The organism is Paenibacillus sp. Leaf72, assembly GCF_001422685.1.
GTDB lineage: Bacteria > Bacillota > Bacilli > Paenibacillales > Paenibacillaceae > Pristimantibacillus.
Map to the genome: position 1 here is coordinate 575549 of NZ_LMLV01000001.1, position 25572 is coordinate 601120.

Sequence of the window (25572 nt, forward strand, 5' to 3'; positions counted from 1 at the left end):
TTTCCCTACTTCCTCATTTCAAATCAGCTATTTTCAGCATAGCAAAAAAGGCTTGGAATCCCAAGCGTGGTTAATGCCCTATTAATCAATAGACTAGAAAAGCACCTAACGGGATAACCAGCAATGAGCCGCTCTCCCTAGGTGCTTGCCTTTCATTTGGGTGCATCTCTTATCCAACAAGTCCTGTCCGCTCAATACTTTCGACAAAATAGCGCTGCACAAACAAATAAAGAATAATTAGCGGCAAAATCGCGAGCAAAATCCCCGTATCCTGTACCATGCTTAAGTAAAACGGGTCAGCTTTGGAGGATGCGCCGTCTTGGAGAAAGATGGATAAATTATAGGGCAAAGAAGCCAATTGGGTAGACATCACTTTGCTCGACGTCAAGTAGGTTGTTGTAAAGAAGCTGTCGTTCCACTGCCATACGAATGAGAACAGCAACACGGTTACAATTGCCGGCATCGCATTTGGCAGCATAATGCGTAAAAACGTCTGCCCGACACCCGCACCATCCATATAAGCGGCCTCCTCCACCTCCTTGGGCACCCCTCTGAAAAATTGGCGAAAAATAAAAATATACAGCCCTGCTCTCAGGGAATTGGCCGTTATGGAGGTTAAAATAAACGGCCAATATGTGTTCAGCAAATTGACAGATTTTCCGGTCAATAAAGGAATCAAGCCCATCAGGGTAAAGTCCTTCAAGTTTAAATACACGGGAATAAGTATGGTGGTAGGCGGAACCATGATCGTTAGAATGACGCCTCCAAAAAGCAGCTTGCTCCCTTTAAACTTAAGTCTTGCAAAAGCATAGCCCGCGAGCGCACAGGAGGCAGCCGTCAGGACGGTCGTTGTCGACGACAGCGCAAACGTGTTCAGCAGCGTCTGCCAATAATCCATAATGGCGATCGCCTGCTTTATATTATCCAGCGAATAATTTTGTGGAATCCATATCACAATCGGTGAGTATAGATCTGTCTTGGATTTTATCGCTGTAGAAATCTTTTGAAGAATGGGATAAAGAATAACGAAGGATAATCCTGCGATTAAAGTTAAACGAACGAACGACCACAGCCACCGCTTCCAGCTTTCTAGCGATAATAATCGGTCCATTATCAAGGCATTCACGCTCCTTTTAGTCTTGGTAGAACACCCTTTTAGATACAAAATACGAGCTGATCAGCAAAATAATCATGATTGCCAGAAAATAGAGCCATGCCATCGCTGAGCTGAGGCCAAAGTTAAAGGTGGTAAAGCCTGTCTCCCGAATCAATTCCGTCATGTCATTCCTTGAGAACGAATCGATAATCGTATAGATCATATTGACGAGAATGAGCGGGCTGACCATCGGAAACGTAATCTTCCAAAATGCTTCATAGCCGGTAGCTCCCTCCATCTTGGACGCCTCATATAACTGAGGAGATATCGTCTGGATGCCCGCTAGAAAGATCAAAAGCTGCACGCCCGATTGACTTACAATCTGGTAAATACGGTCGACTGCCCCTGTAAGATACAAGACAATGTCTTCATTAACTCCCGCATCAAGCATTAATCCGGCCAGCTCATAAGCGCCAAAGGCATTGATGATGCTGGAGCCCGCATTTTGATCATTGACAGCTTGAATCAAGCTTGTGCTCTCAAGCGTCATAATAACCCCCGAGGCCAAAATGACAGGCAGAAAAAAGATCGACCTTGCAACGGCTCTGCCGAAAAATTTCTGATTCAGCAATACAGCTAAAAACAAACTGAATATAACGATCAACGGTACATTTACGACCATATCCACAATCGCTTCCGTCAATATGCGATTAAAGCTCGTATTGATCGTCAAAGCCTCCACAAAGTTTGAAAATCCGATATATTGGATGCTCAGGCCCTCCGAGTTAGCCGTTATAGAACTAAAGCTGTAGCGTAAGGAGGAGACCATCGGAATAAAAAAGAAAAAAACAAATCCAAGCAGCCAGGGCAGTACAAAAATAAAACCTAAAAAAGCCTTCTGCTGCGCATAAGTCTGCTGCTTCAACCCGAGCTTCGTTATAAGCTTCAAGAGCGCTCACCACCCGTAATATAGCTCTCGGCTTCTACCGTCCTGCCTTCAACCGTCACTTGAGTGCGGTTATAGTTCACAATCACATATATTCCATTCTCATAAACCGTCTTAAATACGCCTTCATCCAGCTTTTCATGCGCGGTAATCCGCTCGTTTCGAACGCTCCTCAGAACCGCATTCACTTCTTGATAGATCTCTGAGGCTTTATCGATCCATAGCTTGTAATTGACGGCGTAGAGGTGATTGTATTCACTATCCTTCACCTTATCGTTCGGCTCGTAAATCCATTCGAAATAAACGCCCGCTCCATATTCCAAATTTTTCAGTACATATTGCTTTTCATTCGTATAAGTAGAAAGATTATACGGTGCCCCCGCGTATTCGATAAATCCACGAATGACCATCTGATAGAAAGGAATTTCTTCATCCTCAAGCTTAAATCCGCTGCCGGACAACGGTGCATTCGTAATATCGGTCAAATAAGGCAGCGCATAGGCGTTTCCGCCGTTAGCCATCACCTTCAACTTTTCATCCCGAATTTTGTCCAGTGCTTCGCCCGATATGGCTTCGGACACCGTTCGATCCATTTGCTTGTTTTTACGGAAATCACTATTTAATTGATCGGCCAAATCCTGCAGCGAGAGGCCTCCAGTCTGCAAATCACGAATGCCTTTGAGCAAGGAATCCGTATAGCCTACTACGAGCCGTGGGGATATGACATAGGACGGCGATTTGGTTATATCACGTCGATTCAGTGCCAGATCAAGCGGATAAAGCATAGCAGGAACCTCTCTTAGCGTTCTTGAAGCATCATCCGACTCATCGAACCCTTCTCCTGTAAGCGCAGTCAAAATGGCAACCTCCGGGAACAAAGAAATCCCTTTGCTCTGGGCAAACGAAACCAATTCCTGCAATCCCTTGCTCCCCCCAATCTCCTTATCGACCCTAACATGGTCCGGGACTTTATGATCGAGACCTTCATTGAACCAGCCCGAATACTTGAGCTTAATATCGCTTATCTCACGCTGCTGCAGCTGCTCGACAATGGTTTGCGCTTGCTCGAATGTCGTAAGCGGTTCAAGTGCCTGATAGGGAATGCCCACGAAGTGCTTCTGCTTGGATATGCTTCCAACTAGCTGCAAATAGAAGGGAGTATCCACTGTCGTATCGTCTGCTTCGTCCTTAACCAATCCATTATTTTTCTCCAAATATTGCTGATAATAACGAGCCATTCCTTGGTAAGAAGCTTGCTTGCCACTTAGAAATGCATAGCGGATCGTATAATCGCTTTTCATCGGGTTTTCTTGAAACCTCGGGAGAGAACGCTGCTGCCCATTCCCATCCAGGCTTACTGTGCCCTTATTGATCACATAGAAATTCGGATAGACATAGTTGTAGCTGTTCAACCTGCCTCCAATGTCCGCATGGATGGTAGCAACAGATGCGCCCTCCTCAATGATCCCGAGAAAAGCTCCGCCCTCCCGAATAATTCCAAACACAGGGAGCCTCACCTTCTGTTCTCTAGCTGCATTCTCGGTTCTGTCTATCGTTTGATCCGCCCCATAGACAAGCTGCTGATAGGCCGGATATTTGGTTTTTCCATTGTTAAAGTGGATAAGTGCGCCTGAGCCGTCTGGAACGAACATCGAGCCGTTCTCATCCGTCCCACCTGCGCCAAAAAAGCTGAGAAGTGAAATCGTGTTTACGGGATATTCATCGGGATAGCGAATGCTGGAAACGGGAATTTTGGCAACTAGGCTATCCGCATCCAGCGCATATTCAATCGATGCTTGAAAAATGCGCGCGGCGGGCTTCTCCTGCGTAAATTGAAGCGCGGCCATGTCCTCCTGCAGCTCCGCTTCCGTATAACCCGATTGTTCCATTGCAGTGAGCGCCCGCTCTAATTGAAGCCCATTCAATGCGCTGTCATTTCTTGTATATACCGCTTTTTCCGTTTCCTCTGTATAAGCGATGAGCAAGGCTCTTTTTCCTGCTTTCTCCAGCTTGCCCGACAATTCCTCGAAACGAGCCTTGCTTAACATTTGGGGTAAATCCTCTGCCGTTTTTGCGGTCGTACCAAATTGATAAGACACGCTGATCCCACTTGGAATCTCTGTGACATTAATCTGTTTATGGGCGACACTGTCTGTGTAGGAATTAATAGAGTTGATCTGACCAAAGCTGTTATAAAAATCAATCTTTATTTGAGAGGACAATAGATCCTTGTTTACTCCCGTAGCAAGCGAATCCGAGCCTCGATCAAGCGGATTGCTGTTCCATATTTCACCCGTTTGTTTGATAAGAACGGCTATCGCCCCAGTCTGATCATCTACGAATAGCCGCAGTTGGTCGTTTTCAGCTACTCCCTTCATACCGGCGATACGAGAGTCCGTGAAAGTAGCGCTCAAGGCCTTCCCCTGCGAAAATACCGGCAAAGCCTGCCCCTCTTCCTCCCTATGATTGCCAGATGGCGTATCGGAGCAGCCTGCAAGGATAATCCCGACCAGGAAGCATGCGATCAACAGGGCATTTTTGGCTATATTCATCTCTATGCCTCCTCCCTTAACTTCTCAAAACCATTTCTTGATAAATAACCGATATAAAAGCCAGCATCTGCTGAATTAAACTAAAGAACAGTAAGCTTAAGAAGGCCATGAATCCCATAGCTGCAATAGTCAAAATGATGGTCCCAATCGTCTTGGACGGCGTATATTGATGAACCGTCATATTGCCGACAAAGAGCAGAAACATACACCATATCATGGCGATGCTGCTGGAAAATTGATAAAACGTCGTCTCCTGCAGCGAAATTAAATTACTCAACCAGATCCATGGAAAATGAACAATAACGAGCGGAATTAAAGCAAAGCATGTTGAAGTAAAGATGTCGACAAATTTCCCTTCCCCATCCATTAACGTCGTCAGCGACCAATTGGCCACGCACCAAAACAATACGGGAACAACGACATACAAAATCTCCATAAAGCTGTTCATTCCATTTGGGTTAACGAGATTGACCACAAACCCGCTGTACTGGCTCTGCATAATATTGGTCAAGGCCAGCAAAAACAGAATCACAAAAGAAATGACGATGTTCGCCTTTTGGCTGCGGTCATATTTCAACTCCCAATAGCCATTAAAGGGATGCAAAATGAGATAGAAAGGGTACTTATACAGCTCACTGTTCAATGGAGGCAACCTGACGTCCCCCTTTCTTTTTTCGATACTTTTTCATAAGCAAGGCAACTAACACAAGTCCAAGAATACCCGTCATAATCGCAGTAAAATGCTCTCGAAGCACTTGTTTGCGATAGAGCAGAAATGCCTTCGAATATCCTCGTTGATCCATGCTTTGTTTAAAATATTTCATGGCCTCGCCATAATCTCCCTGGCGAATCAGTGCTTTGCCAATTCCTGCATAAGCGAATTCCAGATTTGCATTCATGTTGATCGTCTGTTGAAACAACGTAAAGGCCTGCTCTTCATCGCCTTTATAATAACTCCTGACCGCTTCATTCAATGTGCGGCCGTATTCCGTCGATTGAAATACCGTGATTTCACCAAGCGCCTTATCCAATATGAGGTAATCATCACCAACGCGCTCAATCGCCACGGGTGTATGGAATTCACCCAATTGATTGCCCAGCCCACCGAAAACATACATGAAGTGTCCGTCACCATTGTAAGTGAAGATTCGGCCTCTGTTGGCATCCAAAATGGCGTACATCTCGCTGTCAGCGACATCGATATCGACCAATCGGGTAGGGCCATCAGCCGTCATGAAACGAATGTCTCCTTCCGGAGGAAAATAACCTTCCTCCCTTAAAATGTCGCTCCCCTGCGCATTCAATTTTCTGACGTTGTTTTGCGATTGACTATTTGTCGCGTAAAGAAAGCCTTCATCGTTAATATCCAAATTCGAAAATTCCGTTGGCGTGAACATCACCATTTGGCTCCGCTGCGCTTGGGTGGACAGCATTTTCCAGAAATACTCGACTGGGCTGAAAAACACCCGGTTTGCGCCGATAAACGATGTGAATTCGCCATTCGCATTAAACTCCATAAACCCGTCAAATACCCCAGCTGCCATCACATAAATTCGCTGCGCCTTATCCACGACAACTCTAATAGGTTCAAATTTGAAACCATCTTGCAGCAGCTCGGACTTCGGCGCTTCGATAACCTTCACCAGCTTGTCGTCCTGATCAAGATGAACCACCCTTTGATTTCCCGTATCAGCAACGAACACCTGCTTCTCATCCGTTACGAATAGACCTTGCGGGTTCTGGAACGTTTCCTCTTTGCCCTCATGGACGTATGAAGTAATCATTCGCACCAGCTCAAATTGCTGATTCAAAATGACGACACGATGATTGCCTGTGTCGAGCAAATAAATCTGCTTATCAGCCGTAACGTGCAAATCGCTCGGTTCCTTTAACGGTCCAATTCCCATGCTCTCGCCGTTCCATAAGCTTGTTGCTTTGTAGGCCGCAGGAGCGGCTACCGTATTGCCCCAAAATGAATAATTGTAAGAACCCGCATCCTCCGCCGCCTTGGCCATCGATCCTCCGATGCCCATGCTTATCAGGCAGCACAGGGCAATGAAAAGGTATACCTTCGTCTTTAATCTGCCTTTCAACATCCTGCACGACTCCCTTCTACTCTTTCATTCCGGAAGTTGCCATCGTCTGAATGACGCTGCTCTGGGAAATGATAAAGAGTGTGATCGGAACCACCATCAAGATCAGCGCGACTGCCGCTCCAACTCCTGCTCTGGCAATTCCCCCTTGCGTAATTTGACCCAAAGCATAATGCAGCGTCTTTAAATTCTCACTGTAGATAAAGCTGCCTCCATCGGTCCCCCATAACATAGGAAACTGTAAAATCATGAGCGTTAACCATGCAGGCTTCACATTCGGCATGACAATGCTCCAGTAAATCCGATATTCATTAGCACCATCAATTTTAGCCGCCTCCAGCAAGGCATCCGGTATTTGCTCCATAAATTGCTTCATAAGAAAGAGGCCTAACGGAAAGGCGAGTGATGGCACAATAATCGACGCATGCGTGTTAATCCATCCAAGCCAAGACATCACCATATAGTTGGGAATGGCCGTCACATGCCCGGAAAACATCAAGGACAGCACGACAATGGAGAAAAGCGTTTTAGCTCCCAAAAATCGGTATTTGGCCAGCGGATATGCCGCTGCCGAAGCAAGCAAAATATGCCCGGCCGTACCGACAATTGTAATAATTACCGTATTAGCGATATATCGCGTGAGCGGGACCCACGAATTGCCCATAATTGCCACCAGGTCAAAAAAGTTATCCAGCGTCGGGTTGTGCACAATTAGGCGTGGCGGGAAAATAAACAGCTCATCAAGCGGCTTAAACGCATTGTTCACTGCATAAATCAAGGGCATTGCCATAAACGTACCGAATAAGGCCAGAAGCGCGAATAGCAAAAAGCTGACTATAAAGGAACGATTGAGCTTTTTGGGCGTTCGCAGAACCGCGATCATTTTCATGGCCAACGTCACTCACCGACCTTTCGCAGCATTTTCTGTGTCAGCATATTTGTTCCAATCATAATGGCAAAAAGAACCGTCGCAATAGCCGACGCATAGCCCATCTCAAAGCGAATCGAGCCATAATCCATCAGGTGCGTAACCACCGTATGCGCAGCATAGTTGACACTTGGAAAGCCAGCAAGCGCAATGGAGATATCCGCAACCGCAAATGCTCCGGTAATCTGCAGGACGGCCCCGAATAACAGCTGCGGCCTCATGGAAGGCAGGGTGATGTACCATAATTCCTGCCAGCGGTTGTTAATGCCGTCGACGGCGCCCGCTTCAATCAACGTCTGATCAATCGTTTGCAGGCCCGCGATAAAGGCGAGAAAGCTCGTGCCCAGGCTAAGCCATAACTGGACGAGAATCACGATCGGCAAAATATATTTCTCATTCGTCAGCCATAAAATCGGTTCCAGCATAAATCCATATTTGATCAGAAATCCATTCAAATAGCCGTAGCTATCCCCGGAAAATACGATCAGCCATATAAAAAACACATTTCCGGAAATGGATGGCGCATAAAAAATCAAGGTCATGATCGCACGGATCTTCGGTGACAGCTCATTGATGATCCATGCAAATAGAAAACAAGCGATATAGCTGACCGGACCGGTAATGACCGCGAACATAAAAGTATTTTTCAAGGCAATCATGAATACATCGTCGTTAAGAAACAGCCTTGAATAGTTTTGCCAGCCAACAAAACGCGGAAATTCGAGCATATTAAAGTAAAAGAAGCTTAGACCTAAAGAGAATACGACTGGAATGACCGTAAATAAGAAGAAAATGAGCATATACGGACTCATCAAAATATAGTAATGCTTGTTTCTTTTTAACTCATTTAGCGTATGTGCCCATTTGGACATCTTCGTCGGCTGGACGAGTTTAGGAACGGCTTTATCTGTTGCTGCTTCAGCTTGCATCGGCTTTCACCCCAATCTAGTACGGTAAGTTGAATTCCTTCCGTTTGATCGCAATTTCATCGTTAATGTACAAAATATAATCGGATAACGCCTCGCGAGGATTCTCTTTTCCGTTGACAACTTTTCGGAAGGCATTATCCAGATGCCTGCCCGTGAAATAGCCGCCTGGCACCTGCGGGATTCCTCTCACCCACTGCCACTGGCTCTCCAAATTTTTATAGTCCTTAATCGGCCAAGGCAATTGCTGAAGCGCCTCCATATTAGCTGTCGGATAACGTGCGGCTTCACCCATAAGCCCTTCCATCTCGCGTCCGTATGCCACTTGGGTTTCCTTGTCCGTCCACCATTTCATAAATTCCCATGCCGAAGCCTTGTCACTCGCATTCTCAAGCATCATCACTGCGGTTGTATGGCTGGCGACTTCATGATTGATCGAGCCGTTCTGCTGCTCCATGCCGGGCACGATTGTAAAGTCCCATAGCCCTTTTATTTCCGGTGCCATGACCGTCAGTGCATTGTAGGTCGTATAATCCGCAATGCCGACTGGCATCTCACCCGTCCGAAAGCGATTAGGGAAGTCCGCCTGCAGCGGAAACTTGTAGTTCGTATAAAACTTCGACCATGTCTTGAAGGCTTCCATCGATATCTCGGAATCCAAAGCGCTTTTTTTGTCCTCATCCCGATAGAACGCTCCGCCATTTTGATACAGCAGCATCGCGAAGGTCGCATTCGGAACGAGGTTCGCGTTATTTGTTGCCGCCTCAATAGGTAAATAAAATTCCATATTATGCTTTTGAAGAACGGAAATCATGTTGTATACATCCTGCCAGGTTTTAGGCGGCGTCAATTCCAGCTCCTCCAAAATATCCTTGCGATAAAACAGCATCGGGAACGTCTGCTGCTCCGGAAGGGCATACACCCCGTTGCTGTACGCATACGGTGCCAGTGCGCTATCGCGGAATCGGGACGCTACCTCCTTGAAATCAGCAAAGCTCGATAAGTCCGCCGAGGCGTTCCGCATCGCATAGTTGACGGGTACATCTTCGCCAATTTGCATAGCAACGTCCGGCCCCTCTTCGGCTAAAGTGGCTGGCAGAAGGATGTTGCCCGGGACGAGCCTGAGCTTCACCGAAATATTCGTTTCCGCTGTAAAGGAATCGTCAATCAAGCTTTTCAGCACCTGCGCTTGGTCACGTCCTGTCGTAATCCAGACGGTTAGATTTTCTCCTGTATTGCCAATGCTGTCATAGTCTTCGGTATAAGAGGCGATATAGCCGCCAAGCTCGTGCTTGATTCGCTCGATTGCTGTCGCCTCCGCCTGAGGAAGCTCCCGATCCGGCGAGGAGACGACCAAATAATCAAGCGTAAGCGGTTGTTCGCGTACGGTCAAAATCCATGTTCCAAGACCGCCGACATTGATTTTGAATGCATTCAAGCGCCTTGCGACGGTTTCCGGTTTGTCCACCATTTCTTCCAATTGACGAACCATCGTATGCAGAACAGCTACTTTGTCGCTTCGCTCCCCCGTCGCTAACTCCAAATAATCGGCCACACGTTGAATCGTTGCCGCTTGCTCCTTGAATACCTTCGTCATCTCCGGTATCCGCTTCTCCAATTGATAATCGCGATAGGGATCCGGCGTATTTGAGGTAATGATCAATATTTTCCTGAACATCTCATTAAGCTGCAGCACGCTGGACTCGACCGTCCGCAGCAGCGGTGCAATTTCGCCGAGAGTAACCGCCATCCGGATCCGATGCGTGCCTTTCGTCAGATGGAATAAATACGGCTGCGCTCCTCCGAGTACATTCATCTGCCAGTTCATATCGAATTTAAACGGGATTTGCTTCATTTCCTTAAACGGGTACTGCCCGTCAATCATCAGGCTGCGCGTGCTGTAAACGCCCCGGAGCTGATCCTGCTTGCGCTTCAAGGCAATTTGATAGAGGCCATCCTCCTTCACCTCTACTTCCCACTCTATCCACTGCCCGGGCAGCTTCCAGTTCAGTCCGCCAATCGTATTGATTCTGAGCTTGGAAACATCGTACGGGATAACAGACGAACTTGATCTGTCGGAAAGCGGGCTTAAGGTTGGAGATGACTTCAGCACGGCCTCTTCCGCCTGAATCGTTACGTATTGATCTTTAACAGGCGCTAAACCTGCGGCTTCATATTCTTTTTTGATTTCCGCATAAGCTTTTGCGGTTTTCTCCTGATACAGCTCGATATAATCGATAGCCATTGGCTCCCTTGATGAAGTCAGCGATAAGGTTTGCTGGCCTTTGTCAAAAAAGAATAAATACGGCTCGTCATAATAACCGCCGCTATCCGTTAAAGTCTTGAGCTGCCACGACGGCTTCTCAACCTGTCTCGGGCGCAGATCGTTTCCTCTATCGTCACTTCTTATAGCATCCTCCAGATTACCCCACAGTCGGTTAAACAACAGCATTTCCGCACCCTTGAATGGCACTTTCTCATTAATAGCAAGCTGCCTTTCGATCGCAGAGCTTTTTCCCTCTATTGGGTAATAATGAATTCTGACGTTGTAAAGTCCCGGCTCTGCTATCTCCAGATTCCAGCTAATGGTTCCAGCCTCTGGCGTAATCACCGCTTTTCCATCCAAGCCTTCAAACCGATCTGCCATTTCAAAGCCGTCTCCAACCGTTTTTGAAAAGCTTTCCCCTTCGATTCGGATAACCTCAGCCGGACGCTCGGCATTCGAATAGCTGTTCAAATAGTCGTCATAGCCGCCCTTGGCATAGGAATGCTCTCCCATCTCAAAAGCACTCTTGGCTTGAACTCTCCCCATGTCAGATTGATTCGGAGGGTTATAGCTCCAAATGGACAAAAAAAATAAAACTAGAGCAAGTATGGCGATTGCGTATTTCTTCGCTTTGCTGTTCAATTCTTCTCCCCTCCTGCTGCTAGAGATAAAATATTCCGAACAGCCCCCATTAATAGAATGGCTAATTAGGGACTGTTCGACATTCGAAAGGAATCGCTATTTTTTATACACTTCGTCAATTGCTGCTTGAACATTCGCTTTAAATTTGCTTATTACGGTAGAGACCGAGTTGCCAGAAGTAAGGTCGCCTATAATATCGTAATAAGGCAATTTCGGGAATGTATTGTGATCGAGAACAAGCATGCCTTTTCCGGAAATGATTGCGTTCTCAATATCATCCTCATTCGTAAAGTTACTCTCCAGCGTAGCTTGGTCAGGATAATCATAAATCGAATCGACATCGTTTATTTTTTCCCAAATGTACATGAGCTGCTCTGGATTCTCGACTTTTTTGGGAATCGCCAGAGACTGGAAGAGAGCTTCTCCAGAATGATAGGCGGAAGCACTCGGGCCTTTAGGGAAGGGAACAAAGCCAATGTCATAATCCTTCATATCATTCTTGAGTCCTCCGATCTCCCAAATAGCGCCTGCATGCATCAGCGTATTGCCCTGACGAAAAAATTGGCCAGGCTCTGTCCAATCTCCGCCTTCCGTAGCTCTTGCAACCTTCTCGGTTGCCACACGGGAAATGAAATTAAAGGCTTCAACCGTTTTGGGATCTTCTAAATTTTGTTTATCTCCTAGAGTAAGACTTGCTTCATTGGAGTACAGCGCCTGATCCATCAGCGAGCCTTGTGAAAGTCCCCATCGATCCAGCTTCCCATCATTATTCGTATCCTTGTTGGCCTCTTTGGCAACTTGAATGAACGTATCCCAATTCCAATTATCTTCATTTACATAATCCTGAAGCGGCTTAAGTCCTAGCTGATTCAGCAGAGTACGATTATAGAAAATGCCAGAAATCAGATCAGACTGATTTTCCGTAAAACCATAGCCTCTGCCTTCATACTGCATAAACTCATTTGTAACCTTCTGGTTGAATACCTTCGTATTTTTCGTATACTCATCAATCGGCCAAATTAAATCTTGTTGGACCAATGTCGGAATCATATAGGCTTTACCCAGTCTGACGATATCGCCCAGTGGCTCGCCTGCCACCAAAGATGCGACAGCTTTCTGCTGATACTCACCGTAGTCAACAGCGACGTATTCCACTTTAAAATTATGCTTCCTCATTAGATCTTCCAGATTTTTCTTGCGCTGAATGTTGTCTGGATTGTCCTCGGATATCGTCATGTCCCACCACGATACGATTTTGATCACCCGTCCGCCCATGTCGAAATCCATCTCTGGCGTCGACAGCTCATCTCCGGTTTCCGTCCCAGCCTCATTAGTTCCAGTTGGATCGGCTGTCTCCAAACCTTCGTTTACGCTTGCCTCTGCTTTTTCCGTATTGCCGTTACCGCCGCTGCTTCCAGTGGCATCACCGCCTGAATTTCCGCTGCATGCTGCCAATGTAAATATCAACATTAAACTTAAAAAAACGACTGCCATTTTTCTCACTTGCACATGGATCCCCCCTGAAAATGGATTACATAAAAAGTTTAGCGCTTACATTTCTGAGCAACAACCTGCCTGTATCTAGATCAATTACCCGCCAAGGTATAGATTCGGATGAAATCGCTTTCTCGCTTTGCCTCTCTCGTTTTCAAATGGTAAACAAATGGTTGAGGGATAAAGAAATGCACGTTGTGGCGAAGCCGCACGTTGAACATAATGGAAACATAATTACTTTATTCGTGCGGAAATTCACCCGCAGACTACTATCTATTATGAAAGTGAGGTTCTTACCGTGTATAAGATATTGCTTGTTGATTCAATGATTCATTCGAGGGAACGAACGCAGAACATGCTTGACTGGAGCCATTTAGGTTTTATCATACAAGCGTATGCGGACAATTCCTCGGACGCCCTGGCTTTATTGGATAGGGAGCCACTTTCCCTTGTTCTGATTAATATTAAAAACACTCAAGCTGATAGCATGCTGCTCTGCGAGCATATCCGCGAGCAGAGCCGTGTTCCCATTATCCTCTTGGAGGGCAGCGATGATTTCCAGTTGGCGAGGAAAGCTTTGGCTTATCAAGTAAGCGATTACATTTCACAGCCCGTTCTCGCAAGCGATTTAACGGCAAGTTTACTTGCTGTAAAAAAAGAGCTCGATTCCTTTTCAGATGATCCACCTCTTGCAGCTTCAGCGCCGCTTCCCTTCAAGAGAAAACCTCATGCTGCGTCCATTATCGATGTCGTGAAAAAATACGTGGAGGAAGAACTGCACCTTAACATTACGTTGAAAAAAATATCAGCCCTATTGCACTTCAACTGCGCTTACTTAGGTCAAAAATTCAAGGATCATGAAAACATGTCGTTTAATGAATACCTCCTTCAGCAGCGGATGGAAAAAGCAAAGCTGCTGCTCGAAAAAACGGATATGCGCATCTATGAAATTGCTAATGAGGTCGGTTACACCGAAATCGATTGGTTCTACAAAAAATTCAAAGCGTATACAGGAGCCAGTGCGAACGAATATAGAAAGCAAATCTCTTAAATTCATCGCTGTAATGGCAAGCATAAAAATACAAGCCAGCTTCCCTTGGGTGAGGAAGCTGGCCTGCTGCATGTGTGGTAACGTTAAAATCCAGCAGATAGATTGACAACCTCGTAATAGGCGCCTTTCGGCCGCTGCTCCGTATCAAACAATAGCGGCCAATTTTTGCGTCCTCTTACCGGGAAATAATCCAGCCACGTATAGTCGTCTGCTGCTCCCCAGAAGGTAACGCCGGTCAGCACATCCCGATATTCGCGGAAAAGCTCAAAAAACTGCCGGTAACGTAGTTCCTGCTGACGCAGCATTTCGGCTGTCGGTGCTGCCAAATCCGTACGTCGGTCGTCAAAGGCGAAGACCGACACATCCATCTCCGTTATTTGCAGCTTCAATCCAAGCGATGCATAACGCTCGATTGCCGTGCGAATGTCAGCCAAAGACGGCTCTGTTAAATTCCAGTGCGCCTGCAGACCGATGCCGTGTACTGGCGCTCCCTGCTCAAGCAGCGATTTGACGAGCCGATGAATTTTCTCTCGCTTGCCCGGGTTGCACTCGTTGTAATCGTTGTAGAACAACAGCGCAGCAGGGTCGGCTTCATGGGCAAAACGGAATGCTTGGGCCATATAATCGTCGCCAATGCCCTCCAGCCACCTTGAGGGCCGCAGCCATTCCTCCCCATCGTCAGTGACCGCTTCGTTGACGACATCCCAGCAGTAGATCGTATCGCGGTAACGCTGTACAACCGTCTCGATGTGAGCCTTCATCCGGGCAAGCAGCGTTTCCCGAGCTGCCGAACCGCCGTTTCCATCGTCGAATACCCAATCCGGCGTCTGATTATGCCACACCAACGTATGTCCGCGCAGCTTCATGCCATGCTCGCTGGCAAACTGGGCAATTCGGTCAGCCTCCTCGAAGGTATACGTATTTTCAGCAGGGTGAACGCTCGCGAATTTCATCTCGTTCTCCGCCGTTACACTGTTATAGTGCCTCACCAGCAGCTCGCGTTGGCTTACGATTGTGTGACTATTAACCGCAGCACCGATCAGAAAATCATTTTTGAAGCTTCCCGCCAGACTATCCGTCGCATTCATATGGTTCTTCTCTGCCATTCTTCTGCCACCTTTCGCTTCTTTATATGACGACGCTACTTTCCGTTCACGCCCGTCAGTTTCAAGACCCCAAAGCCGAATGTATTCTGGTACGACTGTCCGGACCGATCATTCCAGACGGCCACACTATCGCGGTCCCCGTCGCCATCCTCGTCATTGTTGACCTGTACGTCAAAGCCGATCAGATCTCCGGCTTTTGGAGCCTTTCCGATCCACGCGATAGATGCTTCCACTACATAACCATTCGCTGTCCGCTTCGCAGCTGAGATCAGATTTTCGCTTAGTGAAACCGGACTGACACTCTGCTCATTAACGAAGTTAATCCGGTACTGTCCGTCATCGGACTCGTAGTGGCTGCTCGCTGCATTATTTTGATCGATGAAAATTTCCACCGAATCCTGCTCCCACGCATTAGCACTCTTTTTCGAAAGCAGCGAGTCCGTTACTTCGGCCAGCACGTACAAACGGCGGCCGTCCCATAACGTCCTGACCTTGGCCTTCGATCCACTTGATCCATTGACCCAGCGTTCGGTCACGATTGATTTTGCATTTGCCCATACCGCATCAATGCTGCCATCAATGACTGGCGTACCTTTTACAGCTTTAGCGTATTGAGGTCCTTCAACCAGCTGTAAAACACCGAATTTGGACGTATCGGCATCCTGCGAATTCGTCGTGTCATTCCAAGATGTCTTCGTTACTATGCTGCCGGATTTGTCAACGATTCGCACATCAATCCCAAGCTCTTTGCCAAGCACCAGACCGTTTATTGGAACCGCAGCTTCTATTCGGTAGCCGCCAGCCGTCTTGACTGCTATATAATTCACGGTTTTATCCTTATTCGCTCCACTGCGCCGGAATGTATATTTTTTGTCGTCCGCCTCGTAAGACGTTGTCTTGCCATTGTTGCCGTCCATATAAAGCTCGACCGCATCGCTGCCATTCGTCGTTTTATCCAACACATCTACCGTTACATAAAGATACCTTTTATCCCATAGCGTCTTAATCTTGGCAATCGCATCGCCTTCCTTCAGCACGGATATGAGCGGTGCTCTATTCCACGCCTCCTCCAGCTTGCCATCGATCTTCGCGCTTCCCTCTGTCGCCGTTGCTTGCATCGTTTCGACTGGCACCTTGCTCGGATCAACGAGTGCCCAATACGCGAATTTCGCCTGAAGCCGTTCATCGAACAATAGCGGCCAATTATTGCGCGTGACAGGGAAGGTACGGAGCCATGTATTAATGTCGTCCTTGCCCCAGAAGATTACTGCAGTGATCTGGTCCTTGTGCTTCTTAAACACTTCGAAAATTTCCTTGTACCGGTTCGCCTGCTTAATCTGCAGCTCAAGCGGAAACGTATCATAGGAATCCGTGTCATTCGTATAGACACTCATATCCAGCTCCGTGATCTGCTGCTCAATGCCTAGGTCCCGGAAAGCCTGAAGCATATCATCAAGAGACTGAATGGACGGATCCGCAATGCCAATATGTGTCTGATGGCCGACACCGTCCACAGGGATGCCCTTATCCTGCAGGCGCTTGATCAAATCATGCAAATATTGCCGTTTTTCAGGAATATTCGTATTGTAGTCGTTAATGAACAGCTTGGCCTCTGGATCCGCTTCATGCGCATATTCGAACGCCTTCTCGATAAATTCCTCGCCAGCTATTTGATACCATAAGCTGTTGCGCAGGCCGTTCGGCTTCTGGTCACCGGGCTCAAGAACCTCATTTACAACATCCCAAGCGTAGATTTTGCCTTTGTATCGGCCGACTACCGTCTCAATATGCCGCTTCATCCTTGCAAACAGCAATTCCTTGCTGGCTAAGTTGGCGTTCTCATCGTAGAACACCCAATCCGGCGTTTGGGAATGCCAGATGAGCGTATGGCCGCGTAAGGCAATGTCATTGTCTAAAGCGAAATCAACGATCTTATCCGAGCGTGTAAAATCAAATTGTCCTTCCTTCGGCTCGGTAGCATCCCACTTCAGCTCATTGCCTGCGGTCAGACTGTTGAAATGCTTTTGAAGCAGCTGGGCATCCGGCCCGGCAGCATCTTCAATTTCACCCACGAGCAAGGAGGATCCGAGTAAAAAATCATCGGCAAATACATCTTTTAGAGCTGGAATATCCTTTTGAATTTCAATGGGTACCGAATCTGGCATACGCTCAATAACAACATCGTCCACATTGAATTCCAGTTTCGCATGATCTATGGATTCAAAGTAAATACCTAGGGTCTCAATCGGATGGAGCAAGGTGTACGCACCCGTTAGCTTCACCCAGCCGCTTTCCGTTACCGTTTTGGCAGCAACTGGCTCATAAAACAAATTCCCATTCGTTTTCCGCTCAATCATCATAGAGATAGAGGAATCAGGCATTCCCGCAGGCAGGCGAACCCAGGCCGAAAACGCGTAGGTTTTGCCAACCTCCATAAACGATGCCAGATCGAGCATCGGACCGTTCCATCCTTCCGTTCTCCCCGTAACCTGAAGACCGTATGCTCCCGAATGGGCGGCCGAGGAGGCTGCTGTCAGACTTTCGTTGCCGCCGCGTCCATGCCAGCCTTGTGTAGTGCCGTCTTCAAAATCCGTCGCGAGCCGTTCCGCTTCGCTTGGCGTCTCTGCGCCAGCTTCCGCATTCGTCTGCTTTGGCAGCAAACTAAGCGACAAGGCCGTCATCATCAAAATGGTAACCAATAACAATGAAATAGAGCGTTTCAATCGATTTTTCTTCATTAAAGACACCTCGCCTTTCAACTTTTATTCCATAAAGTCCCCACTCGGGGCGTGTCATGGCAGCCTTTTAACCAAATCCACCCTGATTCAGCTCCTCCATGAAAGTATAGCGCTTTCATATTTCAGCAACTACCCGTCGATCTTTGTGAATTTACCCGATAAATCATAGATGCTAAAGCGTAGCAACAGGAGAAAAAAGCAAACGAGCGGCCCCTTCGCACAGGCCGCTCGCTCATTTGCTTCATCTCATCCAGTATATGCTCAGTTATACTTCACATCACCCGGTAAAAGCTAGATTGTACTACGTTAGATAATCTTGCAATAACGGAAATAATCGAAATCGACATATCCGCCTGCTTGCTCGGTGGCGTAATTAAACAGCCCAATCCGATAGCCCATAAAATGCTCCAACCTATATTTCATAGGTAAAGAACGGCCGACTCGTATCCATTCCACTCCATTCGCAGAATAGTAAAAGTGAGCGATATCCGCACTGTCCTTAAAATTAAAATCGATTTTCAAATGTATTTGGCTGCCTTCGAATGGACTTTGCTCAACCGCTTCTTCACCGCCGTCGCTCTGATTCATACATGTGACCACATAGCGGTCGCCATTGTCCGCAGCCCGAATGCCTACTGTCCCGAATAAATGCTGCAAGGCAACCAAGCCTGCATAGTCACCCGGTTTCATCTGGGAAACATCCATCATTGTCATCCCGCTGCAGACCGGGCCTTCCGTCCGCTGTGTTAACGTATTGCGGGCATATGCAATACTGCTTGCCGGATTCCCCGTCATCAATCGCAAAAAACCCGGCCTAGCCGTTACGGACCAAAGTCGATTATCCGGGTTATGGTTCCACTGCCAGTTCAAGGCCAGTTTGTTTTCCGCATACTCAAACTCATCGCTAATGACTAACGGTTTAGGCTCCGAATTCGGCAAGTGCACGTCAAATGCTGGGGGAACTTCACCGTCTATGCCGATAACCGGCCAATCATCTATCCAGGAGACAGGCAGCAGGCAAGGGATTCTGCCTACGGCATCATGGTCTTGAAACAGTATTGCAAACCAGTCTTCTGCGGGTGTGTCGACAATGCCGCCTTGCGCGATGCCATTGTTGCGATAGCCCATATCATCATCTAGCAGCAGCTTGCTCTCATAAGGGCCCAGAAGCGCTCGGGAACGGTAGCATAGCTGTCGTCTGCGCCGATTTCCGGTATTCGGCCATTCGATGAAAAACAAATAATAGTACCCATTCAGCTTGTAAGCATGACAGCCCTCGCAGCGCAGCCCAATTCCATCCCGCTCCGTCTCAAACAGCAATTGATCGATCCCGCTCGGTTTGAGAGCCGTCGCATCTGCTGTGAGCTCCGTAATACGGATATCCCCGTTCCCGTGGATGACATAGACGCGTCCTTCGTCAAACAGCATGCTCGGGTCATGATGGAGTCCTGGAATGGCGGAGCGTTCCCAACATCCATTCTCGATATCCGTCGTCTGGTAAACATAGAACTGGTTCATGTCGAGGCTCGAGAAGCATACATAAAACCTGCCGTTATGATGGCGCAAGCATGCGGCCCACGAACCTTTGCCATAAATACCTTTCCCGTCAAGCAAATTATGAGCAGCATTATCCTCGAAAGTATCGAACACATAGTTTACAATTTCCCAATGCAGTAGGTTCTCCGACTTCATGATTGGGCACCCAGGCATCGTGTGCATGCTTGTGCTAACCATATAGAAGGTCGTTCCCACTCTAATGACGCTTGGATCAGGGATATCTGCCCATATGATTGGGTTGGTTATCATCGTCTTGCTCACACGATTCACTCCTCAAGCATTATCGTATTTATATGCTATGCTTTGCTTTCCTTCGCATAAGGATCGATCATCTGAATCGTCCCGTCCTCATTGTAGTGCAATTCTGTAAATTTAACACAGCGCTTGTGATTGACTCCTTCAGAGAGGGAGCTGTCGTGATAGAATAAATACCATTTGTCCTCGAACTGCACGATAGAATGATGGGTTGTCCAGCCGATTACCGGCGTAAGAATGGTCCCTTTGAACGTATAGGGACCCATCGGGTTACGGCTAACCGCGTAAACCAGCTTATGCGTAGTCCCTGTTGAGTACGACAAATAGTACCAGCCGTTATACTTATGCACCCAAGGTCCTTCGAAATATCGTCGATCCTCATCACCAGCTAAAATCAGGCTGCCGTTCTCGTCGAGAATCGAAATCTCCTGTTGATCCTCTTGGAAAGACAGCATATCCTCGCTCAGCAAAGCGACACGCGGACCCAGCGCTGTCTCCCCCTCATTCGGACCTGCTGCGTCTGCCTCGAAGACGCCGTTCTGCCATTTTTCCAATTGTCCTCCCCAAAGACCTCCAAAGTAGATATAGGACTTATCGTCGTCATCCACGAATACAGCCGGATCAATACTGAAGCTGCCCGCAATGTAGTCTGGCTCTGGGGCAAAGGTACCCGCTGGTGTCGTGCTTGTGGCTACGCCAATTCGAAATATCCCTTCATGATCCCGAGCGGGAAAAAACAAATAATACAGATTGTTCTTATAGGCAGCATCCGGCGCCCATAGCTGCTTGGAGGCCCATCGTACATCCTTTAGATGCAAAACCTCGCCATGGTCAACAACAGCCGTTTCAAAATTATCTAGGGATAGCACATGATAATCCTCCATCGCGTATTGATCCCCATTATCGTTGTCAGGGCCATCGTGGTCGAGGTCATGAGACGGGTAAATATAGATTTTGCCTTCAAATACGTGTGCAGAAGGATCTGCCGTAAACATATGGGTAACAAGTGGTTGATTAGGTACTGGTGCATGAGACATAGGAATTCTCCTCCAATTCAAGGTCATTTCAAGCTGATATACCGCTTATTCGCCAAACTGCCAATCGTAAAATTTAAACAATGGATTGCCAGGTTCCCCGCAGAATACAAAGTACAAATCGTGCACACCGTCAGCACCCGAGACTTCTGTTTGCCATTCCATCCAGCCCTGACCGGTCATGTTCGGAATCGCGAGCGTCCCAACCAGCTTTCCGTCCGGGGCATTCAAGCGGAGCTCCATTTTGCTAGCCGCACCTACATTCAAGACGGAAGCCTTAAAAGCCGCGGCTCCTTTCCCCCCAAATTCCACCTTGGATAAAGCGAGCCAATCCCCGTTATTAATGTCCGTTACAGCCATTAGCGGGCTTTGCGGATCGTTCTCGCTTGCGATGGCTTCCACAGCAACGCCCGCACTCCACCCCATCGTCACCGCGCCAACACGATCGTAGGGATTAAATGCCTTTACTTGCCGGACACCTTCATAATCAGCATGGATTTCTTGAATCAAACCATCCTTAAACGCAAGCTGGTTCAGGTGCGTGGAGCGATAGCCGTTCGGAACGCCAAGCGTTTTGGATAAGGTCTGGGCATGATAAGCGATATACCAAGCATCATGGAACTGGAAAATGGCATGATGGTTGTTTCCGCCAATACCGAAGAAGTGCACTGGATTTTTGAGAATCGTTCCACGATAAGTCCATGGCCCCATCGGCTTGTCGCTTGTCATATAGGCAATTTCGCCTGCGGGCGGACTCCCCTCCAGGCGAGCGCCATTATAGAAGTTCGAGCAATAGGTATAGTAGTAAATCCCATCCCGCTTATTGAGGCCGGCATCCTCGAACATATACGGGGCAGGAATGACGGCTGCCTCGCCGACAACGCTCGTCATATCATCACCTAACTGCATGACGCGCGCAGTATTGGGCATCTCATCCTTCCCCTCGGGAACGCCCCCGCCAAAATAGATATAGCCCTTTCCGTCATCATCGACCAATACGGCAGGATCGAAAAGCCACGTCACATTCTCCACGCCAGGCGTTGATCTCGAAATTAAGGGCTGCCCAATGGGATCAACCCACGGGCCTACCGGGCTATCGCTTGACAATACGCCAATTCCGCTTGCATTGTTGGCAAAATAAAGAAAATATTTATCCTTGCCGTCGATTATTTTATGCGCTGCTGCTGGCGCCCACGACTGCGTGGCCCATTTGGCTGCGCCCTGCGGGCCTGCCACCCGGATTTCGCCATGATCCGTCCAGTTCATCAAATCATCCGAGGAAATAACCGTGATTTTGTTGATGGTTCCATACGTATTTTCTTTCATATTTCCATCTTCGCCATATTCCAAAACATCGTTCGTCATATAGAGATAGACGCGCTTCTCTACTACTAAGGCATACGGGTCTGCTCCAAACTTGTGGGAGACAAGCGGATTGCCTTGTGGCGGCACCTTCCCGAATGCACTCGCGGGCAATAGGTCATTCATTTCATATCCTCCTTGTACGTTCGCTTTCATTTATTCCTGTAGGAAAGGTATCCCGATATTCTTGCGGCGTTATTCCCGTAGCCTTCTTGAAAAAGCGCGTAAACGAATGTGCCGCTTCGTAACCGACGGCGGACGATACTTCTCGAATTTTAAGCTCCCCGTTCCTTAGCAGCTCTCTCGCTTTTTTCAAGCGGCAGCTATCTATATATTCAGATAAATTCACTCCGCGCTCCTGCTTAAAAAAACGGGATAAGTAGGATGGATTAAAATAATTAATTTCCGCCAGCCGCACTAAGGACAAATCCTCGCTTAAATGTTCTTCGATATATCGGCATATACGGTCGATTACACTGGTTGCCCGCTCTAGCTCGCCGTTATGCTTAACTTTGAATAGGCGTTCGGCAATGACATGCAAATAGGCAATCCCCTCCTTCATGGATGAATGCTCATCCAGACGCATCAGTTTTCCATAATCACCGATCTGGTGATAAAGTCCCCCGCGATTAATGGAAGAAAGCAGCACGAGCGCGATAGAATAATAGCTTTCTATCGTTCGGTGAACATGGGCCGTTGCATGCAGCATGCTGGCCGTCAATTCCTCCAGCACTTCACAAAACTTATCTTTCCTCCCAGCCTCAAGATAGGCTTCCATTAACTCTATTTTTTGAGCAAGCATACCGTCTTCTTTCCTGTTTGAAGGCTCAAGCTGCTCCGTGCGATCCATTAAAATAATCGATAACCCGTCGGCAATTGTCATTTGATGCAGCTGGCGCAGCCTTTCATATTGCTGCGTTACCGCTTCCCATTCACAAGAAGCACCGCTTATGGTGAAGGCAATCGTTAAGCCGAGCGATTCCAAGCATGTCTCCTGGATGAGCTCCAGCGTTCCTTCCAAATAACGAATCAAATGATTATATAGCCTCTCCTCGACATGTTCTGAAGGCTGAAGCAGCCATAACAAATCTCCGTGCTTATCAACAATTCCAATATGCCGCGTCTGCTTTGACAAATAGGAATGCCAGATCATTCTGGTGGAATGAACAAGCTCGCTTCTATCGGAGTAAGTGGCCTCAGCTGGATAGGACAAATGACCAACTACCATTACAACCGGAATCAAAGGATTCAGATCGATGTTCAGTTTGCCGAATTCCTTGACCAGCACCTCTTGCTCAAGGCATAGAAGATGGCTTTTTTGCAGAAGATGTCTGATATACTCTCCTTGCGCCATAAATTCAAGCGCATCAACCTGTTCGCGGGATTGCTCGACTAATGCGCTCAATTGATTGTTTTGATGAATCTCTTGAATGACTTCCTGTACAACTTCAGTAACTTTCGCATACCCTTCTGTTTTCAATAAATATCGAACATTGGACATTTGAATCGCCTTATAAGCATACTGAAACTCGCTATAGCCCGTTAGGAAGATGATTTTGCATCTTGGCCAATACATCTGAATCTCATCCGACAATTCTAAACCGCTCATGCCTGGCATGCTAATGTCAGTCAGAACGATATCAATTCGGGTACGTTTCAACCAATTTAGCGCTTCTTTGCCAGAGTACGCTTTACAGACATCGAGCTTGTCTGGCATCCATTGCTGGAACACTTCATATAACCCATCCGTAATGATATCTTCATCATCCACGACTAACAGTCTAAGCAATCCATTTCTCCTCCTTCAGCTTGATGCGAATGACGACCTTAAGACCGTTCAGCTCGCTTCTAGACAGAAGCAATCCGCTATTTTTTCCATACGTTAAAAGAATGCGCCTATGAATGTTCATCATGCCTGTCATTTCATAGGATTCTGAAGGGCTGTCCAGGCGATTCTGTAAGTCTTCAATTTCGGTATCGCTCAGTCGATTCCCATTGTTCTCCACGATAATTTGAGCTGCAGTCTCATCCAGCTCAAAAGCAACTCGAAGCAGACCATCTTCCGTCATTTTCTCTAGACTATGCTCATATGCGTTTTCGATAATAGGCTGAATGATAAGCCTGGGCACACGGATATTCGCCATTTCCTTTGGCAATTCATCAAATTCCACACGAATCCGCCTTGAAAACCGGAGCTTCTGAATTTCGGTGTACATGCGGGAGTGCTTCGTTTCCTCAGCTAGCAGCACATTATCCTCCCCATTACGGGTAATGAACCTGAAATATTCCCCTAGCATATTTGTAAATTCTTCAATGCGCTCCGTATCTCCGGTTCTAGCCAAGGAATTGAGAATAAAAAAGCTGTTATAAAGAAAATGGGGATTGATTTGAGATTGAAGCTGCTTCAGCTCTGCCCGCTGCATCATCAGCTTTTGCTTGAAATCCTGATCAATCAGTGCCTGCAATTTATTCAGCATTTGGTTGAACCGATTATACAGGTAGCCGAATTCATCCTTTTCCTCATGCTCAATATGAATATCCAGTGCACCTCCCTCCATTCTCCTAAAGCTCTGAACGAGGAGCAGCAATGGTTTATGAACGAATTTATAAGTGGAATAAGAATAGATAGCGATGGCAATGAAGGTCATGATCGCGAATAGCCAAGCCCAGATTACAAATTTGCCCAGCGGTTTGCGTACGGTTTCCTCGGGCAAATACGAAGCGACGGTAACACCCAATTTATCCGAATGTGCTTTGTCAATATGATACTTTTTGCCATCAATAATCAGCTTGGTCGTGCTGGCTTCTTCTACTTCTCTTATATCGCCTTGAAGCCTTCCACTTAATTGCTCGTCGCTCATCAATACAAATCCCGTTGTATCCGAAATGAGAAATGACCCGCTTTCCGGATAAATATTGACTTGGTCCAAGGCATATCTCAGCTTTTCCCTATCTAATTCAATTTGTATGACGAATAGCGGCTCTTCTCCCTTCATGCCGTTATACTTTGAGGTGCTAAGATGAAGGGTGTTCCCCCACTTTACAAGTCGCTGCTCGCTCCTCCCAATACTGAAGCGAAAGTAATTGAACTTTTCAACGTCAAGATCAGAGATCGCATTGCCGAACGAAATTGTTTTGTTAACAGGACGGATATGCACATAAACATCTTTAATATAAACACTGCTATTTTTAAAAGAAGTTAAGCGACGGATCAAATAATTTAAGCTCGCTCTTTTTTCAACATTGTCCATCATCTCCCAAGTGACAACGAGCCTATTCAATTCATTATCTTCCAACAAGTCGAACTCCTGCAGCTCCATCCATTCAATTTCCCGATTAAAGGCTTCCAAATAATTCGATAATTGCGCCTCGGAAGTTCTTGACAGGCCTTCGCTCGCATTTTTATAGCTCCAATTATACAAATAGACGCCTAGCAGGATGATAGGCAGAATCACAATGAGATAAATAATGACCTGTCGCATGAATATCGTATTTCGCCATGAATGGGCGGGAAATTTAAGCAAAC

At 47.1% G+C, this 25572-nt stretch carries 17 protein-coding genes; 1 reads left to right on the forward strand and 16 read right to left on the reverse strand.

Translation table 11 applies throughout. The features are described from left to right. Nucleotides 1–169: 169 nt before the first annotated feature. The 9 genes from ASF12_RS02600 to ASF12_RS02640 form a co-directional block, all read right to left on the reverse strand. A complete protein-coding gene (locus ASF12_RS02600) occupies nt 170–1111 on the reverse strand; it encodes a carbohydrate ABC transporter permease (protein WP_056029151.1) in 942 nt (313 codons plus the stop codon). A 22-nt stretch (nt 1112–1133) separates the two neighbouring features. Beyond that, a complete protein-coding gene (locus ASF12_RS02605; RefSeq protein WP_056029153.1) occupies nt 1134–2045 on the reverse strand; it encodes a carbohydrate ABC transporter permease in 912 nt (303 codons plus the stop codon). Continuing rightward, nucleotides 2042–4594, reverse strand: a complete 2553-nt coding sequence (locus tag ASF12_RS02610) for a DUF5696 domain-containing protein (protein ID WP_056029156.1) — start codon at nt 4592–4594, stop codon at nt 2042–2044. The genes ASF12_RS02605 and ASF12_RS02610 overlap by 4 nt, the downstream gene beginning before the upstream one ends. Nucleotides 4595–4610: 16 nt before the next feature. After that, nucleotides 4611–5246, reverse strand: coding sequence for a YIP1 family protein (locus tag ASF12_RS02615; RefSeq protein ID WP_155972734.1), 636 nt, complete (start codon nt 5244–5246; stop codon nt 4611–4613). Beyond that, nucleotides 5227–6690 carry a hypothetical protein gene (locus ASF12_RS02620; RefSeq protein ID WP_056029159.1) on the reverse strand — a complete coding sequence of 488 codons (1464 nt, stop codon included), beginning with the start codon at nt 6688–6690 and terminating at the stop codon, nt 5227–5229. The genes ASF12_RS02615 and ASF12_RS02620 overlap by 20 nt, the downstream gene beginning before the upstream one ends. 16 nt (nt 6691–6706) lie before the next feature. After that, nucleotides 6707–7576 carry a carbohydrate ABC transporter permease gene (locus ASF12_RS02625; RefSeq protein WP_056032706.1) on the reverse strand — a complete coding sequence of 290 codons (870 nt, stop codon included), beginning with the start codon at nt 7574–7576 and terminating at the stop codon, nt 6707–6709. A gap of 8 nt (nt 7577–7584) precedes the next feature. Continuing rightward, the gene (locus ASF12_RS02630) at nt 7585–8544 is read right to left on the reverse strand and encodes a carbohydrate ABC transporter permease (protein ID WP_056029162.1); all 960 of its coding nucleotides are present in this window, start codon (nt 8542–8544) and stop codon (nt 7585–7587) included. Between the two features lie 16 nt (nt 8545–8560). Next, nucleotides 8561–11449 carry an extracellular solute-binding protein gene (locus ASF12_RS02635; protein WP_056029165.1) on the reverse strand — a complete coding sequence of 963 codons (2889 nt, stop codon included), beginning with the start codon at nt 11447–11449 and terminating at the stop codon, nt 8561–8563. A gap of 96 nt (nt 11450–11545) precedes the next feature. Further along, the gene (locus tag ASF12_RS02640) at nt 11546–12958 is read right to left on the reverse strand and encodes an ABC transporter substrate-binding protein (protein WP_235533022.1); all 1413 of its coding nucleotides are present in this window, start codon (nt 12956–12958) and stop codon (nt 11546–11548) included. Nucleotides 12959–13241: 283 nt separating this feature from the next. Here ASF12_RS02640 and ASF12_RS02645 point away from each other — a divergent pair, with 283 nt between their 5' ends. Next, nucleotides 13242–13994 (forward strand): response regulator transcription factor, encoded by a 753-nt coding sequence (locus tag ASF12_RS02645; RefSeq protein ID WP_056029168.1) that lies wholly within the window; start codon nt 13242–13244, stop codon nt 13992–13994. An 83-nt stretch (nt 13995–14077) separates the two neighbouring features. Here the strand turns inward: ASF12_RS02645 and ASF12_RS02650 are convergent, their stop codons facing one another. The 7 genes from ASF12_RS02650 to ASF12_RS02680 all read right to left on the reverse strand — a co-directional run bounded on the left by ASF12_RS02650 (nt 14078) and on the right by ASF12_RS02680 (nt 25570). Further along, nucleotides 14078–15082: an endo-1,4-beta-xylanase gene (locus ASF12_RS02650; RefSeq protein WP_056032711.1), complete on the reverse strand. Its 1005-nt coding sequence runs from the start codon at nt 15080–15082 to the stop codon at nt 14078–14080. 53 nt (nt 15083–15135) lie between these two features. Next, nucleotides 15136–17838, reverse strand: coding sequence for an endo-1,4-beta-xylanase (locus ASF12_RS02655; protein ID WP_056029171.1), 2703 nt, complete (start codon nt 17836–17838; stop codon nt 15136–15138). 306 nt (nt 17839–18144) lie between these two features. Continuing rightward, on the reverse strand, nt 18145–19656 hold the full coding sequence (locus tag ASF12_RS02660; protein WP_056029174.1) for a glycoside hydrolase family 43 protein: 1512 nt from the start codon (nt 19654–19656) through the stop codon (nt 18145–18147). 35 nt (nt 19657–19691) lie between these two features. Then, nucleotides 19692–20687, reverse strand: coding sequence for a glycoside hydrolase family 43 protein (locus ASF12_RS02665; protein WP_056029177.1), 996 nt, complete (start codon nt 20685–20687; stop codon nt 19692–19694). A gap of 45 nt (nt 20688–20732) precedes the next feature. Then, entirely contained in the window at nt 20733–22172 is a 1440-nt protein-coding gene (locus tag ASF12_RS02670) for a glycoside hydrolase family 43 protein (protein WP_056029180.1), read from the reverse strand. Nucleotide 22173: 1 nt separating this feature from the next. Beyond that, nucleotides 22174–23835, reverse strand: coding sequence for a response regulator (locus ASF12_RS02675; protein WP_056029183.1), 1662 nt, complete (start codon nt 23833–23835; stop codon nt 22174–22176). Beyond that, nucleotides 23828–25570, reverse strand: coding sequence for a sensor histidine kinase (locus ASF12_RS02680; RefSeq protein ID WP_056029184.1), 1743 nt, complete (start codon nt 25568–25570; stop codon nt 23828–23830). Before ASF12_RS02680 ends, ASF12_RS02675 begins: the two co-directional genes overlap by 8 nt. Nucleotides 25571–25572 lie beyond the last annotated feature (2 nt).